The sequence below is a fragment of the Vibrio sp. Vb1980 genome, assembly GCF_033338615.1.
GTDB classification, from domain to species: domain Bacteria; phylum Pseudomonadota; class Gammaproteobacteria; order Enterobacterales; family Vibrionaceae; genus Vibrio; species Vibrio alginolyticus.
This window is the reverse complement of the sequence record NZ_JAWOSZ010000004.1, coordinates 133,055-149,780: the sequence shown is the minus strand read 5'-3', so window position 1 is coordinate 149,780 and position 16,726 is coordinate 133,055. Positions and strand designations below refer to the sequence as shown.

Here is a 16,726-nt window from a genome sequence, read left to right as displayed (position 1 = left end):
CTTAGGAAATTGGAAATGGAAAACCTCAATATTGTTGAAATCAAATCATTTGTTCCGGCGAAAGATTACGCGCTATCAAAACGCTTTTATGAGGCGATTGGCTTTGAAATGGCGTCGGACTTCGGTGATGTAGCATACTTCTCTCAAGGTAGCTGCGCGTTTCTTTTACAGAATTTTTATGAGCCAGAACACGGCAATAACTTCATGATGCACTTGCTCGTAGAAGACGCAGAAAGTTGGCATCAGCACTTATCCAAAGTGGGTCATGAAGAATTTGGTTCGCGTTTGACTGAGCTGGTCGAGCAACCTTGGGGCATGCGCGAATGTTGTTTGTTTGACCCTAGCGGCGTTTTATGGCGAATTGGTCAGAACATGAATACTGACTAACGCCAGTCTTATTTTCACCACATCTACGCGCAGGTATTGAGATCTCGATATCTGCGCGTTTTCTTTTTTACTTAGCCTTGCCAACGTTTGTAGCGCACTCACGCCTTTTTCGAGGTGGTGTGCGATGGGCTAACGCCAAAAAACTCCTCAAGCAGCATGGCTTTGAGTTCTGCTCTGACTTCTGCGCCACCGATTAACGCCAAAAGTGCGAGTCCTCCTGGAATAAGGATGACCATTAATATCGGTCTTAAAATATACGAAAAGCAGAAGATGGTCGGGAAGAAAATCAATCCTTGGCCTAGTTTGTTTAATACGTACATGAGCGATTCCTTTTGTTTTTATATAAAATGAGCATGCTCAATTTTATAAATGAGCGCGCTCAATTTGTCAATCTCAACCACGCAAGGTATGATCCTTTCAGGCTCATTAAGCAGACACATCAATGACGAAGCGACAACAAACCAGAGATAAAATTCTAAAAGCCGCATGGGCATCTTTTGCTCAAAATGGCTATGACATGACGACCACAAGGCAGATAGCGAGAGAAGCAGGAGTAGCCGATGGCACAGTGTTTAGCCATTTCCCGACTAAACTGTCGATTTTGCGCGAAGGGATGCTGGCGCAACTGCAACAGATCAGCCAAGAAACGCTAGTCAGTGTGGAAGGTAAAACCGATATCGACATTGGTTTGGCGCTGACGGAGAAATACTATCGCTACTATTTTGCGAACGTTGAGCTGAGCCGAGCTTTGTTGAAAGAGGTGATTTGGGATTTGGGTTATTATCAGTCGTTTAACCAAGCTTTGTTTCAATCTGTAAACGGAAGCTCCGTCCTTGAGGGAAAAATACCGCTGATTTTTGACTGCTATTTTATGACGTTAATCTCGCACTTGAGCCGTGCAGAACCGGATGTTGAAGCGGCACTTGAAGAGCTTCATGCTAAGTTTCAGCAAATCATTGCGACTGCATAACATGGCCCCAACGCAGGATCTGAAAGAATATACTGCCTGTCATCTTATTTGCTGGACTCCCATTTTCTCGTTTCAGTTGGTGTCTCACCAAATAGCCGCTTGTAGCTTTGACTGAACTGCCCGAGATGGAAAAAACCAAAGTCAAAAGCGATTTCTGCAATTGTTCGATTATCTTCAGGGCTTTGTAGCACTCTACGTACTTGATTCAGGCGCATTCGATGTATGAACTGCTTTGGGGAAGTATTACAGCAATGTTCAAAGGTGTACTGTAGTGTGCGACGACTGACGTGTACTGCATCACACAGTTCACTGACGGTTATCGGTGTACGGTAGTCTAGATCCTGTAGCTGTTGTTTTATACGGTGCATCACGTGTTGACGATGAGAGATTGATATCGGATGGCTCGTGTGCAGTGAACTGAGTGAGAACAGCTCCAGCACAATATCTTTTAAGATTGCTTGATGTGTGGTTTCAGACCATCTTGGTTTGGCGGAACCAAGTAACATGCCTAAGTAGTATTTAAGTTGTTGAATGTGTTTTTCCGTCAAACCCGTTAAGTGTAATGTGTTGTTTTGGATACTCCCAAGCTCAAGTTGATTTTCTATGATGTGAACGAAGTTTTTGTCGAGCACTATTCCATAGATAGAAAACTGCTCCGGTGTCATTAACTCAAAATCAGCGCCACCTTGCCTAAGCAAAAGTTGGCTTGAATTAAACTGACTGTGATTTAGGTGTAGCGGCTTATTTTCCGCACTCAAACCCAACCAAATACCTCCCTCTTCAACCCTGCATTGCTGTCTTAGCGAGCGGTTACTGTCTTCACGAAACACATGGAAATTGGGAAATCGTCGTTCTCGAATTTGACCTAAAAATCGACCATCGCTGAGTTGGTCATATTCCTGTTGCCAGTTTATCAGACTCGCAGCTTGTTGGTTTGCATCCTTAGTGTGATGGATGCACAGCATTGGTGCAGTTTGGGGCATTTGGTTACTCATCCTTGTGATGCTCATTCCTTTTTTGTGAGTCATGTTGGATCAGTATTTACATAACTCATTGTTTATTATTGGTTTATAAATGTTGCCAGTTTTTGATAACGCTACGGAACACATTTGGCAATACTTTCTTAAAGCTTATTGATGGTTCAGCAAAAAGCGAACCAAATAGTGAAGAGGAAGAGCAATGACGGCAACTTATCGTCGGCAACAAGGAAGTAAAGTCTATACCTTTAAGTCATTAGCTGACTTGATGGCGAAAGCGACACCGGAGCGCTCAGGCGATGCGTTAGCCGGGGTTTGTGCTCAGTCAGCGGCAGAACGTGTAGTCGCACAAATGGCGCTGTCTGAGTTACCACTTAAAACGTTTCTTAACGAGGCGGTTATTCCATACGAAAGCGACGATATCACTCGCCTAATTATCGATACGCATGACCTTGAAGCCTTTAAGCCGATTGAGCACTTGACGGTCGGAGATTTTCGAAATTGGCTGCTGAGTGAAGAAGCCGATGGTGAAACGTTGGCTAAAATTCGTCAAGGTTTAACACCAGAAATGGTGGCCGCAGTCAGTAAGATTATGCGCAACCAGGATTTGATTCTCGTTGCTAAAAAATGCCAAGTTGTCACGGCTTTTCGGAATACGATTGGTTTGCCGAGTCGCCTGTCTACTCGCTTACAGCCGAATCATCCCACTGATTCTCTCAACGGTATCGCAGCGACCATTTTTGATGGTCTGATGTACGGAAATGGCGATGCGGTTATCGGTATCAATCCGGCAACAGATAATGTACCTCAAGCTATTAAGTTAATGAACTTAATGGATGAGGTGATTCAACACTATCAAATACCGACTCAGTCTTGTGTGTTAACTCATGTCACGAACACGATCGAAGCCATTGAAATGGGTGCACCAGTCGATCTCGTTTTTCAGTCGATAGGCGGCACGCAAGGGACGAATGATACCTTCGGAATCGACTTGTCGATTTTGAAAGAGGCCCATGAAGCCGCGTTGTCTTTGAATCGAGGTAGCGTAGGAAACAATGTGATGTATTTTGAGACCGGACAAGGTACAGCGCTGTCTGCGAATGCGTTTCATGGGGTCGATCAGCAGACTTGTGAAGCCCGCGCTTATGCTGTCGCGAAACAGTTCGATCCTTTGTTGGTTAATACTGTCGTTGGGTTTATTGGCCCTGAGTATCTGTTTGATGGCAAACAGATCATTCGTGCTGGGCTTGAAGATCATTTCTGTGGGAAGTTGCTTGGTTTACCTATGGGTTGCGATATCTGTTACACCAATCATGCCTATGCCGATCAGAATGACATGGATAACTTGCTGACACTATTAGGTGTGGCCGAGTGCTCGTTCATCATGGGTATTCCAGGGTCTGATGACATCATGCTCAACTATCAAACTACCTCATTTCACGATGCCCTTTACGCAAGAAAAGTACTCGGTTTGAAGCCAGCACCAGAGTTTGAACAATGGTTAATGGAGATGCAGATTTTCGAGAGCGTGCAAGACGTTCGGTTAAGTGAGCAAATCTCTCGCTCGTTTTCGGGAGCAATTAACCAACTGAATAAGGGGTATTCTCATGGGTAAAGTAATCACCATTGCTCAGTCCCCACAAGATGAGTCTGAAGTTGTCACACATAACCCTTGGGGCAAGTTACGCGACTTCACCTCTGCTCGGATCGCTCTGGGTCGCAGCGGGAACAGTGTACCAACCAACGAGTTACTCTCATTTCAGCTGGATCACGCCCAAGCTATGGATGCAGTGCATTGCAGTTTGAATATTGAGTCTCTCGTTGCTGGTTTGTCGGACTCTTACTCGATTCTTGAAAATACCTTAGAACCTCCAGTGGTAGTGAGCAGTCAAGTGAGTGACCGGCTTATGTACCTGCAAAGGCCCGATTTAGGAAGGCTGCTTGATGAATCTTCTTGGCAAACGCTCAACTTGATAGCAAATGAGCATAACACTGACATTGATCTTGCGATTGTTATTGCTGATGGACTTTCTTCCGTCGCAATTCAAAACCATGCCGTGCCTGTTGTTACTCGATTGATTTCTCTTTTAAGCGCTGATGATGAACATCAATGGAAATTCGCACCTATCACAATCGTAAAGCAAGGAAGAGTAGCGGTAGGGGATGATGTTGGTGAATGTTTTAACGCCAAGGCCGTGCTGGTTTTAATTGGAGAGAGACCCGGTCTAACTTCTCCGGATAGCATGGGTATGTATCTCACTTGGGGGGCTAAACGAGGCTCTAAAGATTCCCAAAGAAACTGCATTTCCAATGTGCGCCCTCAGGGGCTCAACTATGACGATGCCTGTGAACGCGCATTTTACTTGCTCAAGGAGGCTCGAAAATTACAACTGTCAGGAGTGAACCTGAAAGATCGCTCCGATATCAATGAGCCAAGTGGCGCAAGCGTTGAAGATAAACACAGCGACAACTTTTTAATTTCATCAAAGTAGAAGGATTTACTATGTCTAAACATCAGGAGTACTTGGCCAAAAGGCAGCTAAAAAGAGGCACCGCAGGTTGGATTTTACTTGCTGGCTTAGGTGTCTCGTATGTTATATCTGGTGACTTTGCCGGTTGGAACTTTGGCATCGCTCAAGCAGGATGGGGAGGATTTCTTATTGCTGCTATCGCGATGGCAATAATGTATTTCACGCTAGTATTGTCTTTAGCTGAAATGTCTGCGGCGATTCCTGCTGCGGGTGGTGGTTACAGCTTCGCAAGACAGGCGATGGGGCCGACAGGTGGCTTTTTCACTGGCTTATCAGTTTTGATTGAATATGCGCTCGCACCTGCTGCGATAGTAATTTTTATTGGCTCAGCAGTGAATGAATTGGTTGGTATTGATGGCCCTGTTGTTTACGCACTTTTCTACGCCGTCTTTATCGCTATTCATATGGCAGGGGTAGGCGAAGCTCTCAAAGTAATGATGGTCATCAGCGGTTTGGCTGTGCTAGCTATTCTAATTACTGCTGCTGTGCTTATTGGTCATTTTGATGTTAACAACTTATTCGATATTGCTCCGGCGACGGCTCAGGCAACAGAAATCTTGCCGTTTGGGTGGTATGGCGTATGGGCTGCGTTGCCATTTGCAATGTGGTTGTTTCTTGCGGTTGAAGGTGTGCCTTTAGCGGCAGAGGAGGCAAAAAATCCGGCAAAAGATGTTCCCAAAGGCATCATTGGTGCGATGCTGTTTTTATTGCTAACCGCAACTATCGTAGTCGTCCTTTTGGCTGGTGCGGTTGGCTCAAAGGTCATAGGCGATAGCGCGGTGCCATTAGTTGACGCCCTAAAGCTTACGGGCAATTCAACGGTAGCAATGGCCGTGAACTTACTTGGATTGGCTGGCCTTATCGCTTCTTTCTTTTCAATCATTTATGGTTACAGTCGCTTGGTGTTTGCGCTTTCCCGCGCGGGTTATTTACCGCAAACTTTGTCATTAACCAGTGACAAAAAAGTGCCTTCTCGTGCGCTTTTGGTTCCGGGCGTTTTTGGGTTCTTGGTTTCACTTACGGGTGAGGGGGACTTAATCTTGGCGATGGCTGTTGTCGGTGCGACTGTATCGTACGCATTAATGTCCTTGAGCCATATTTTATTGCGAATTAAACAGCCGGAATTAACTCGTCCATATAAAACGCCTGGTGGGATAATTACGTCGAGTATTTCTCTGGTGCTTTCTTTGATCGCAATGACAGGTGTTTATGCTTTTGATCCCTCAGCCTTTTTCATGACAATGGGATTGTTTCTTATCGGTGGTGTTTATTATGGGTTATACAGCCGCAACAAACTGGTGGCAGCAACCGCCGAGGAAGAGTTTGCCATGCTGTCTGTAGCAGAGCTAGAGCTTGAATCAGATGTCGTACGATAGTCACTTTGATTCTTGTTATTCAGCATATTAAGGGAGCCATAGGCTCCCTTTGTCATTTCTATCAAAAGTGCATAGCGCACAAATGCATCACTTTAACTTTATAAGCGGTTAATCATGTGAAAGTCTAGTCTGGATAACGATGGCGAAGATCCATCACAGGTAAAGGTTAAGTTTTCAAGGAAAGAGCATGATAAACAAGGTATTTAATACACTTTTGGGAACAGAGTTACCGATTATTCAAGCGCCAATGGCTGGTGTGCAAGACAGCCAAATGACCATAGCCGTCAGTAATGTTGGCGGGCTTGGCTCGTTACCTTGTGGAATGCTGAACAAAGACGCCATCGTAAAAGAACTTCAACTTATCAAGCAGGCAACTAACCGACCGTTTAACCTCAATTTCTTTTGCCATGAAATGCCGGAGTATGACGCCAACAAGCACGAAAAGTGGCAAAAAACGCTGCAACCGTATTTTTCCGAGGTTGATGCAACCGTTCAGGCTCAGCCAAACGCTCCGACAAGGATGCCTTTCAATCATGCTATTGCTGACGCGATTGAACCATTTGCACCGCCAGTGATCAGTTTCCACTTTGGTTTGCCAGACGATGATCTGTTAGCTCGAATTAGAGGGTGGGGAGGGAAGATCCTTTCGTCAGCGACCACGGTGGACGAAGCACTTTGGCTAGAAGCAAAAGGCGTTGACGGTATTATCGCCCAAGGCTTGGAGGCTGGTGGACACCGAGGTATGTTTTTATCGGATGATTTAACTACTCAATTAAGTTTGATGGCGTTATTACCACAAATCGCCAAACGGGTGAATTTGCCTGTTATTGCTGCAGGCGGAATCGCTGATAGAAGTGGGGTGGAAGCCGCGTTGAGATTAGGAGCGAGTGCCGTTCAAGTTGGCAGCGCCTATTTGTTGTGCGATGAGGCGAAAACATCGTCTTTACATCGATATGCCATTGCCAGTGAACGCGCTCAACATACCGCTTTGACCAATGTTTTCTCGGGCCGACCAGCGAGAGGCATTGTGAATCGCGCGATGTCGGAGCTAGGCTACATCAGTGAGTTTGCGCCGAAATTCCCATACGCCTCCATTGAAATGGCTCAACTTAGAGCGCTTATGGAAAAGCAAAACCGAGATGAATTCACACCGTTGTGGTGCGGACAAAACTCGTCGGGTTGTAAGGAAATATCGGCGGCAGAAATGACATTGTCATTAGTGGAAGGCATCGATTTAAACTGATATGCATCTTGCCTTTTAAAGCGATGCTGACTGAATGGTTACGAGTTATCCCTGTATTTATGTAGTAAATCTAATGGGATGTGGCAGTAATCATTCTGAAAGTTTGTGAGTCTGTCTTGGTGCTCATCATCACTTGACACATAATTTGTGAGTGGCAGTACTTCTACGGCGATCTTGTCGGCGTCCGGTCGTACTGCGATACACGCTTTCGCCATGGTGAGATGCTGTTCGTTTTGGCTATAAACACCAGTACGGTACTTCTCACCTACGTCTTCACCTTGCTTGTTAACGCTGTAAGGGTCGATTATCTCAAACAAATACCCCATTAAAGTTTCAACCGAAACTTGCTCAGGGTCGAACTGGGTTTTCACGCACTCTGCGTAGCCATCGTATTCGGATTGAGTGTTATCCGTTGTGCCATTTGCTCGCCCGGCTTCTGTGTTGATTACGCCCGGAAGGTGGCGCATAAATTCTTGCACGCCCCAAAGGCAACCGCCTGCGAAGTAAATTTCTTCCATTACTTTTATCCTAGTCTTTACCGTTGTTGGGATGTAGGGAGTTAACCCCTCTTCTTCCATCCCATTTTCGTTGCCCTATTATCTGTTGATGGGAGCGATATTCGCAAGGTACAGCTTGGCTAATCAGACCACGCGTTTTTTCCTTTTTACTTTCAAGTTCTTTTCATATGAAACATCAGGTGAGTATACTGTAAGCTCATCAATAAGGAGCGAACCTGTGAACCCAAGACAAAATGAAATCCTGCAATTAGTGAACGACCGTAAACGCGTTCAAGTCACAGAGCTTTCTGACATCATTGGCGTGTCGGGTGTGACCATCAGACAGGATTTGAACTTTCTGGAGCAGCAGGGCTACCTAAAGCGCGTTCACGGCGCAGCTACCGCGTTGCAAAGTGATGACATTGATGCCCGCCTAGAAGTACGTTTCGATATTAAACAATCGCTCGCAAACCAAGCTGCGGATTTGGTCGCACCTAATGAGACAGTGCTGATTGAAGGAGGCAGTGCCAATGCGTTGTTGGCTCGGACATTGGCTGAGCGCGGCGATGTGACCATTATTACGCCATCGGCGTATATCGCCCATCTCATCCGTAACACTTCTGCCAACATTATCTTGCTTGGTGGCGTGTATCAGCACCAAGGCGAGAGCTTGGTCGGACCGCTGACTAAGTTGTGTATTGAGAACATTCATTTCAGCACGGCCTTCTTGGGTATTGACGGCTTCCATCAAGACACTGGCTTTACTAGCCGCGACATGATGCGCGCTGAGATCGCAGAAACCATCATTGCGAAAAAAAGGCGCAATATTGTTCTAACGGATTCTAGTAAATTTGGGCAAATTTATCCCTCATCAATTGGTAAGACTGACGAAATATCAGTGCTGCTGACTGACAAAGCCGCTCCGAAAAGCGACCTTGAACAAATCAAAAAGCGAGGTGTGGAAGTTATATTAGGCTGATTAAGCCACGCTTCGTTTTCGCTTCGCGAGCATTGCTGTTGGGGAGAAACCGGTGACTAGCATAGTGCCGCTAAGCACTAGAATTGTTCCTATGATGGTGTTAGAGCCGACGGGCTCATCTAGCACCAAGTAGCCCCATAAGATACCAAAAACAGGAACAAGAAAAGTGACAGTCAGTGCTGACGCTGGGCCGATATCAGAAACTAAGCGGAAATAGAGCAAATAAGCGAACCCTGTGCATACAACGCCGAGCGTGACAACAGAGCTCCATTCGAAATGACTTGGTTCTGCACGCATTGGTAAGAATGGTAGCAGCGGCAGTACCCAAATAACCGCCGCCCACATGCTGCCGTGAGCATTGTCAAAAGCTGGTACTTGTGGCGCATTTTTAGTGTAGTTGGTAGCAATGCCATAGCTGAAAGAAGCCATCAAACTGGCGGCAATAGGGAGCATGGCTTCTTCACCTATGGTTGAAGTATCTAAGCCGACCAAGACTGCAACGCCTCCAATGCCTATTAGCATACCGAGAACAGGTTTTGCTGTGAGTGGGCTGCGGTACCAAGCAAAGCCAACTAGTGCTCCCCATATTGGGGCGGTTGAGTTCAATATTGCTAAAGTTGATGCATTCAGGGTCTGGGCTGCGTACGCAAAGAGTAAAAATGGAACTGCGCTATTGAATAAGCCAATAATAAAGAAGTGTTTAGTATGCGCAGTTAACGTGAGTTTCTTCTTCAAATATACGGCGATCAATAACAAAGCGACGGCGGCAAATGTAACTCGAAATTCGATTAAGTAAGCTGGCCCGAATGTGTTGGCGGCGACTCGCATAAACAGAAACGAGCCACCCCAAATAGCAGCGAGGCAGAGTAAGCGAAAAAAACTGACGGCAGTCATTTGACATCCTTGGTCGAGGTCTAGCGCCTCATCGATTAATTGTTGCGCTAACAGTGAATTAAACCAAGGATGAGGTCAACCAGAAATGTAATGCCAGTTCCGGATCTGGCTAGCTTGGACTCACGTTGATGGTGTGTTGTTGATGTGTGATGACTTAATGGCTCTCTGACCATACTGCGAATTCATTTCCACTCGGTTCAGTGAAGTGGAATCGACAGCCGCCGGGGAATTCGAAAATAGGGCGGATAATTTTTCCACCATGCTGCTCTACTTTTGTCTGAGTGGCCTGAATGTCTGAGCTATAAAATACTAAAAGTGCGCCACCATTTGCGGTTTGGTTTATAAACTCAGATTTGAAGAATCCGCCATCCAATCCTTGTCCTGAAAATGCAGAATATTCTGGACCATAATCGGTAAAGCTCCAGTCAAAAGCACGCTCAAAAAATTGTTTGGTCGCACTGACATTAGTGGAACCAAATTCAACGTAATTCAATTTTTCATGTTGATGCATGGTGAAATCCTTCTCGGTTACTATCGTTTCTAGGCGAACTTTTCTACGATGATGTCGTCCGCTTTTTCGACAAATAATGCGCCATTATCTCTGAGCTCTGTCAGCACATTCTCTACATTATCAGGCAGCACCGCACGAGTTGAAGCAAGATTAACTACCACATTGTAGCCAAGTTCCAGCGCTTGCATGACGGATTTTTTCACACAAAAGTCTAAGGCAAGGCCACCGATAACTAAGGTATCAATCCCGTTGAACTTTAGAAATTCATGCGCGCCTGTCGTTTTGGTGTCGGCAATATCATGGAAAAAAATACCGTAAGGGTGCGCGTCAGGATCCATACCTTTATTAACTTGAAAATCGTAGTCCAACACGGGTGGTAAGCCATCTAGCAGCTCAGAACCTGTTGTGCCAAGCACACAGTGACGGTTCCACTTTATATCCACATTCGGTAAACCAACGGGCTCAAGCATATTGGCTGGCGATTCTGCATCCCATTTTGCTTTCGGTGGGTGCAAGTCACGACTGACCAGCTTTAATCGGCCTTTGGCATGATTGTTCAAAAGCTCCGGTACGATTTCCAACGCACCTGCAACGGGCAGTTCATTTGGACATAACTCACTAAAGCCTTTCTCTGGATCAACGTCGATCACTGCTGTAGTTTGATAGTTTACTCGAACAGTCATGGCAGACTCCTTGTCTGTCTGATTGTCTGCGTTTATCCACGCAAACAGTTTTGAAAAAAGGTTACTTCGTCGCTAGTCAGCGTATATACCATTGCGGGTTTTCCACCTTTGCCTTTGTTGGTTGAAGCGACTTTATTAGTGGGTTTTAGTACGCCTGAATCTATCAAGCGGCGCTTAATCGTCATTCGGCTGATATCAATACCAAACTCTTGATAAGCAGAAATGATGTCCGCAACCAAAAACTCTTTGTCTAATGCAAACAAAAGAACCGATGTGTATTCAATGGATGCACGAAGCTTTTGCCACGCTTTTTCAATGGTTTTTTGATGATCAAATGCGAGGGTTTCTTCTCCATTGAGAATAGCCTGTAGCGAAAACCATTTAAGTTGGCATTCCGGTACACCTGCATTATTTATTTGCTCTACATTGTTACGATCAACTAAGGCGTAGTGCGTAATGTTTAAGCTCCAGTCTTCTGGATCGCGCTTTGGATCACCGTCGATAAACGCTTCGCTAAAATGGCGAGGGTAGGTATGGATTTTCTCACGGCAAATTCGGCGACGCGCCGCTTCAAAGTTTTCATCGGCCGGGCGTCCGCCTTCACTGGTTAAGTCTTTATCAAAGACAAATCCGCCCGGTAGTGCCCAGACTCCATGGTATGGCCGATTTGGATTTGAACGTTTAATCAACAACACTTCCAATCCCTTATCGGCACAGCCAGATAGCCTGAATGGAATAATGTCGACAGATACGATCATGGTTGGGTCCTAATATTGATTTGTAAGTAATCTAGCGCATAACAAGTGGTCAATCAATGGGTAAGTAACGAGTTGTTAGAAACGTCTTTGGTAGTGTTAGTAATACGGTTTGAGCATAAATTTACGGATGACTCTGACTTATTCACAATGCTTGCTCGAATTCTAGACAAAAAAACCTTATAAAAATGAGTGGTTAGTAACAAAAGTTGACAAACTATAGATGGGTGTTTATTGTTTACGCAAATTAGTTAGTAACAAAAAGTTATATACCCAGGAAGGGCATGTAGAAGGGCACCTAATGACCACCAAACTATTTTCTTCCCGCATCATTCAAAGCGCTTTGGATTTCGATGTCTACAAAGTCAATATGATGAGCGCTGTAACAGCGCTTTACCCTGATGCGATGGTGTCATATAAGTTTATCGTGCGCAGTGAGGAAGACCTCTCTGAGCTTTTGCCCGAGGTAAAAGCCGAAGTCCTTAAACTGCAAGATATTCAATTTACGCAAGAAGAAATTGAATATATTAAGCGTGTCGCGCCTTACCTGAACCCTGACTTTGTTGATGCACTGCGCCATTTCCGTTTCAACCCACAAAGTGATGTCTCTTTCCATAATAAAGCCATGGCTGATGGCTCAAGCCAGTTAAGAATTACCATTAACGGTTTGTGGCGAGATACCATCTTGTACGAAACGATCATCATGAGCATCGTGTCTGAAGTTCGTAGCCGTCAGCGTTGGTCAGATATCCCTGTTGTGCAATTTACCACTGTTTTAGAAGAGAAAGTTCGGCACCTAAAGTCGGAACTAAAACGTCGTAACATCACTAACTTTAAATTTTCTGACATGTCGACGCGTCGACGTTTTTCCTTCCAAGCTCAGCGCACTATGCTGGAATATTTGTGCCAGGAAGTGCCGGAATGTTTGACAGGAACAAGCAACTATCACTTAGCAAAAGAGCTAAACTTGACGCCTATCGGCACCGTTGCTCATGAATGGTTTATGGGACACCAAGCTCTGGTGAATGTGCGAGATTCGCAAAAAGTGGCGTTGCAACGTTGGCAAAAAATGTTTAATGGTGCACTAGGCATTGCGTTAACCGATACGATTGGTATCGATGCTTTCCTTAAAGACTTTGATGAAGAACTAAGTAACGCGTACTTCGGTGTACGTCACGATAGTGGTTGCCCTTATAGCTGGGGTGAAAAAATGATTGCACACTACCAGTCACTGAATATAGACCCATTAACAAAAACACTGGTGTTTACCGACGGACTTAACTTCGAACAAGCGTTAGATATTTGCGAGTATTTCCAAGGACGTATTCAGGTGAGTTTTGGTATCGGTACTTTTCTTGCCAATGATATGGGTGATTATGTCAATAAAGATGGTGAAGCCTACCAGCCACTTTCTATCGTGATAAAAATGGTCACGTGCAATGGTTCACCGGTCGCCAAAATCAGTGACGAACCTGAGAAAGCCATGTGTGAAGATATCTTCTTTTTGATGAATCTCAAGCGCCGCTTTGAACAACCTCTTGATTTAAATGAGTGTCGTAAAATGATTGATCGTTTAGAAACTGAAGGTCAAAATTATCTCATCGACGCGTAGGCGTTATCCTCTCTCCATGATAAGCACCCTCTATCGTTACGACAAATTTATATAGGTAAACGTGGAGGGTGATTTCGTTATAGTAATATACAGAAGTAACCAGATACAGCGCAGGAAAGCACTCAAAAGTTGATGTGTTATCTGCCTTTGATTGGTGTAAATCGATACGTTACAGCATCGTGGACGGTGTATCTCATCCGACACTAAACTCAGTCTAATCACGTAGTTTATTCCCACGTACCATGAGCTCACTCGGGTATAGACGTCTATCTGCTTTTATGACTTTGGGCTTCACGTAGTTGCTTGAATCAGGAGTCAAAATGAACCTAGTAGTACATTTGCAAAAGAAAGCGATCCGAAAATATGGCTATGAGATGGCCACTCGCCAAGCATGGAAGTGTGGTATCAAGGCAAATCTTGTAAAGCGCGTGATTGGCCTTTTTAAAGGACAAATTGTTTGTGTGGTTGAAGGTTGCCGAGCAGAGTTTTCTTCTCCTCTTAATAACCCCCTTCACGAAGATGACAAGCAGGGGCGATATGTGTTTGTTGGCGGTGTATGCTGGGAACCAAATAACATTATAGCGCCTGGTTTCCCTGATTTTATGTTTATGCACGTGCGTAATCTAAGCCACCGCCATAAGTATTTAACGGATGACGAACTATTTTTGAGCTTGGCTTAAAAATAAATCTCATAGACTAGTCCAGCCCAATCATAATCAGTAGTGATACAGTTTTAGCTCTGTTGACATTCTGCTGAGTGTTTCTTGACGTACCTCTTATAAAACAGTGTTTCTTTACTTGTTAATAACAAAGGGTTTGTTTTCGTCTGATGTGATTTCCCTTTTGCGATTTACCATAACGCTCATCAAAGCAAACCATACTGGGATGTAAATCATGAATATGAAATCTATCGCAATTGCAACGGCAGTTGTTGCTGTACTAGCAGGCTGTAAAGACAAAACGCCACCAGCTCCAACTCAAGCAAACATTACTTTGGTTGAAGCGGTGACTGAAACGGTGAAAAAGCCGCACCAAGTATGTAAAGACGTGGTAGTAACCGAGCAAGTTACCCCTGCGGATGACAATAAAATTATTGGTACGGTTGGTGGCGCAGCAGCTGGAGCTGCGCTGGGCAACCAAATCGGTGGTGGCTCAGGTAAAGTGATTGCAACTGCAGCTGGTACGATTGCTGGTGCACTGACAGGTCGTAAGATCCAGGAGAATGTGCAAAAAGGTGATGTAGTAACAACGACGAAAAAACAGTGTCATACAGAATATACGACATCTGATAAAGTAGTGGGTTACGACGTCACTTACGAAGTTTCAGGTGCACCAACGACGGTTCGTTTGGCGAGCAAACCAGCGACAAAAACGTTCCCAATTCAAGATGGTAACGTTGTTCTACCACAATAGTTAGCGACTTAACCGAAGCGATTAACAAGCCCTTTTATCTTTGAGATGAAAGGGCTTTTTCACATACGCGGCGTTTTCATCTGTTTTCCTATTGGAATGTGCGGCCAGAAATACCCGTTAATTTCCGCGTTCGATACAATCACTTTTCTAAAAGTACGAACGGAAAAAACATGGAAGATTTTTACCTGACCGAGCACGGTCTGGCTGGTTATTTCGAAGCTCAATGGTTCGACAAGTTCATTGAGGATCAACAGATTGAGATGATAACCAGTCGCTCAAAACAAGTCCCACTTTCTTTTTTGTCATCACCTCACTGCTCCCAAGTTGCTGATTTTATTGCGCAGGCGGTAATCGAAAGCAGCGTTCAGCCGTATTCCCTACTTGAGGTTGGGGCGGCGCTGGGAAGAAATTATTATGAGTTAGTGCAACGCTTACCTAACCTTAAAGAAGCGACGCTTGTGGAGCCTTCAAATAGGTTAATGGATGGCTTGAAGCAACTGTTAATAGAAGAACAACGCGTCGAGCTTACTTACCTTCACGATGTGAACACCTTAAACACTTTAGAGGTTGAGAATAGAGATATCGTACAGAAATGTGCTCATGTTGATTTGACGCTAATTAACCAGCCTTTTGAGCTCGATACTCTCCAATCTCGCTTTGATTTAGTCGTATGTTTAAATGTGATTGATCAATGTGAGTCGCCACTTAGCGTGATCAATGCTCTAAAAAAAACCACCAAGGTGGGTGGGCTGATCGTTGTCTCTTGCACTTATCAGTGGAACGCGAAACACATCAAAAATAAAGAAGAGGCGGTTGATGATATCAAAGAATACTTTGCTGAAGGCTGGCGTCTAGTGTCGGAAGCCGAGCATGAATATCGCATCCGGTTTAATGATCGCTTTGCAAGGCAGTTTTTATCTCACGTAGTCGCTTACGTAAAAACCGATTAGAGCCACATAAAAAAACCGAGCACTTACGGCTCGGTTTTTTAGTCTTTGGGTTAGAGCACAACTTTAAGTAACGTGCGCTTCTTGTTGCTCTTGCAACTTTTTCTTGCGACGCTCTCGTTTAGAAAGCCAAACCAGAGGCACAACAATCATAATGGTTCCTATTGCCATAAATATGTCTGGCACTTCTCCAAACCAAATCAATCCCACAAACACGGCACCAATTAAGCCACTGTATTCAGCGCTGGCAATTTTGTTGCTATCGATCGAGCGGTAAGCGATGACACATGTTGCTGCATAAATCATGATGAACAAACTTGAGCCAGCAGCAACAGGGAAAGCACTCCAGTCCCAAGGTTCTGCTTCGATCAGAACAAGCAAGAAGGCTACTGGAATACCTGCCAAGTTTGTCATCAATAACGTTTGCATCACAGACTGATTTTTTGGCAGTTTTCGAATGAGCAAGTTATTGATTGCTAAAGTAATTGCAACAACTAAAGCTGAAATGGCTGCCCAATCGATTTGGTCTGGACGAATGATGACCAATACACCGGCAAAGCCCATTATCGCTGCGGCGACCGATTGCTTAGACAACTGTTCTCCAAAAAAGATTGCTGCAAGCGGCAACATGATCAATGGCGCGGCGTAAAAGATCGCGTTCGCAGTTGCGAGCGGTAAAGATGAGATCGCCAAAACCATGAATATTGCACCAAGTAACCATACGTGAGCGCGAACAGCATGCCACTTAAACCCTTCAAGAAAAGGCGCATTTTTTGTTAGCAAGTAGACTGGCAGCAGGAAAAGCACCGCTGAAATTTGTCGGAAAAAGACAAATTGAAAAATAGGCACTTCATTTCCGACACTTTTAATTAAAGAGTCCGAAAGCACCGCAATGAGATTTCCAACAATTAATAGCAGCATCGCTGCTCCGACCGATGTAACTTTCACTTT

19 protein-coding genes are annotated in these 16,726 nt (G+C 44.8%); 11 read left to right on the top strand and 8 right to left on the bottom strand.

The features are described from left to right. Window positions 1-15: 15 nt before the first annotated feature. Complete coding sequence (locus tag R7F64_RS09605; protein WP_005373979.1) at window positions 16-387, top strand: VOC family protein; 372 nt, start codon at window positions 16-18, stop codon at window positions 385-387. A gap of 98 nt (window positions 388-485) precedes the next feature. Here the strand turns inward: R7F64_RS09605 and R7F64_RS09600 are convergent, their stop codons facing one another. Next, a complete protein-coding gene (locus R7F64_RS09600) occupies window positions 486-707 on the bottom strand; it encodes a hypothetical protein (protein WP_017635120.1) in 222 nt (73 codons plus the stop codon). Window positions 708-829: 122 nt separating this feature from the next. Between R7F64_RS09600 and R7F64_RS09595 the strand changes: the two genes are divergently transcribed. Continuing rightward, window positions 830-1,357, top strand: a complete 528-nt coding sequence (locus R7F64_RS09595; protein ID WP_042523328.1) for a TetR/AcrR family transcriptional regulator — start codon at window positions 830-832, stop codon at window positions 1,355-1,357. 44 nt (window positions 1,358-1,401) lie between these two features. Here the strand turns inward: R7F64_RS09595 and R7F64_RS09590 are convergent, their stop codons facing one another. Beyond that, window positions 1,402-2,352 carry a helix-turn-helix domain-containing protein gene (locus R7F64_RS09590; RefSeq protein ID WP_042523326.1) on the bottom strand — a complete coding sequence of 317 codons (951 nt, stop codon included), beginning with the start codon at window positions 2,350-2,352 and terminating at the stop codon, window positions 1,402-1,404. Window positions 2,353-2,536: 184 nt separating this feature from the next. Here R7F64_RS09590 and R7F64_RS09585 point away from each other — a divergent pair, with 184 nt between their 5' ends. From R7F64_RS09585 to R7F64_RS09570, 4 genes are all read left to right on the top strand, one after another. After that, a complete protein-coding gene (locus R7F64_RS09585) occupies window positions 2,537-3,949 on the top strand; it encodes an ethanolamine ammonia-lyase subunit EutB (RefSeq protein WP_005388715.1) in 1,413 nt (470 codons plus the stop codon). Then, window positions 3,942-4,826 carry an ethanolamine ammonia-lyase subunit EutC gene (gene eutC / locus R7F64_RS09580; RefSeq protein ID WP_104980409.1) on the top strand — a complete coding sequence of 295 codons (885 nt, stop codon included), beginning with the start codon at window positions 3,942-3,944 and terminating at the stop codon, window positions 4,824-4,826. Before R7F64_RS09585 ends, eutC begins: the two co-directional genes overlap by 8 nt. An 11-nt stretch (window positions 4,827-4,837) precedes the next feature. Next, entirely contained in the window at window positions 4,838-6,241 is a 1,404-nt protein-coding gene (eat, locus tag R7F64_RS09575) for an ethanolamine permease (RefSeq protein ID WP_213872737.1), read from the top strand. Window positions 6,242-6,428: 187 nt separating this feature from the next. Then, on the top strand, window positions 6,429-7,484 hold the full coding sequence (locus R7F64_RS09570; protein ID WP_054579243.1) for an NAD(P)H-dependent flavin oxidoreductase: 1,056 nt from the start codon (window positions 6,429-6,431) through the stop codon (window positions 7,482-7,484). 38 nt (window positions 7,485-7,522) lie between these two features. Here R7F64_RS09570 and R7F64_RS09565 read toward each other — a convergent pair whose 3' ends face one another. Next, window positions 7,523-8,002 (bottom strand): peptide-methionine (S)-S-oxide reductase, encoded by a 480-nt coding sequence (locus R7F64_RS09565; protein ID WP_318071638.1) that lies wholly within the window; start codon window positions 8,000-8,002, stop codon window positions 7,523-7,525. A gap of 217 nt (window positions 8,003-8,219) precedes the next feature. Here R7F64_RS09565 and R7F64_RS09560 point away from each other — a divergent pair, with 217 nt between their 5' ends. Then, window positions 8,220-8,960 carry a DNA-binding transcriptional regulator YciT gene (locus tag R7F64_RS09560; RefSeq protein ID WP_017635127.1) on the top strand — a complete coding sequence of 247 codons (741 nt, stop codon included), beginning with the start codon at window positions 8,220-8,222 and terminating at the stop codon, window positions 8,958-8,960. Here the strand turns inward: R7F64_RS09560 and R7F64_RS09555 are convergent, their stop codons facing one another. The 4 genes from R7F64_RS09555 to R7F64_RS09540 form a co-directional block, all read right to left on the bottom strand. Then, window positions 8,961-9,854 carry a DMT family transporter gene (locus tag R7F64_RS09555; protein ID WP_025768008.1) on the bottom strand — a complete coding sequence of 298 codons (894 nt, stop codon included), beginning with the start codon at window positions 9,852-9,854 and terminating at the stop codon, window positions 8,961-8,963. A gap of 154 nt (window positions 9,855-10,008) precedes the next feature. Continuing rightward, window positions 10,009-10,365, bottom strand: coding sequence for a VOC family protein (locus R7F64_RS09550; RefSeq protein WP_042523322.1), 357 nt, complete (start codon window positions 10,363-10,365; stop codon window positions 10,009-10,011). Window positions 10,366-10,394: 29 nt separating this feature from the next. Then, window positions 10,395-11,048 (bottom strand): isochorismatase family protein, encoded by a 654-nt coding sequence (locus tag R7F64_RS09545; protein ID WP_033906301.1) that lies wholly within the window; start codon window positions 11,046-11,048, stop codon window positions 10,395-10,397. 32 nt (window positions 11,049-11,080) lie between these two features. Beyond that, window positions 11,081-11,806 carry an NUDIX domain-containing protein gene (locus R7F64_RS09540; protein WP_005373953.1) on the bottom strand — a complete coding sequence of 242 codons (726 nt, stop codon included), beginning with the start codon at window positions 11,804-11,806 and terminating at the stop codon, window positions 11,081-11,083. A 298-nt stretch (window positions 11,807-12,104) separates the two neighbouring features. On the opposite strand from R7F64_RS09540, the gene pncB reads away from it, so the two are divergent. The 4 genes from pncB to R7F64_RS09520 all read left to right on the top strand — a co-directional run bounded on the left by pncB (window position 12,105) and on the right by R7F64_RS09520 (window position 15,778). Then, the gene (pncB, locus tag R7F64_RS09535; RefSeq protein ID WP_021035923.1) at window positions 12,105-13,415 is read left to right on the top strand and encodes a nicotinate phosphoribosyltransferase; all 1,311 of its coding nucleotides are present in this window, start codon (window positions 12,105-12,107) and stop codon (window positions 13,413-13,415) included. 320 nt (window positions 13,416-13,735) lie between these two features. After that, window positions 13,736-14,095, top strand: coding sequence for a hypothetical protein (locus tag R7F64_RS09530; RefSeq protein WP_005373947.1), 360 nt, complete (start codon window positions 13,736-13,738; stop codon window positions 14,093-14,095). A 214-nt stretch (window positions 14,096-14,309) separates the two neighbouring features. Further along, complete coding sequence (locus R7F64_RS09525; protein WP_064369415.1) at window positions 14,310-14,828, top strand: glycine zipper 2TM domain-containing protein; 519 nt, start codon at window positions 14,310-14,312, stop codon at window positions 14,826-14,828. 170 nt (window positions 14,829-14,998) lie between these two features. Continuing rightward, the gene (locus tag R7F64_RS09520) at window positions 14,999-15,778 is read left to right on the top strand and encodes a methyltransferase domain-containing protein (protein WP_054730619.1); all 780 of its coding nucleotides are present in this window, start codon (window positions 14,999-15,001) and stop codon (window positions 15,776-15,778) included. Between the two features lie 63 nt (window positions 15,779-15,841). Here the strand turns inward: R7F64_RS09520 and R7F64_RS09515 are convergent, their stop codons facing one another. Continuing rightward, window positions 15,842-16,723, bottom strand: a complete 882-nt coding sequence (locus tag R7F64_RS09515; RefSeq protein WP_005373940.1) for a DMT family transporter — start codon at window positions 16,721-16,723, stop codon at window positions 15,842-15,844. Between the last annotated feature and the right edge of the window lie 3 nt (window positions 16,724-16,726).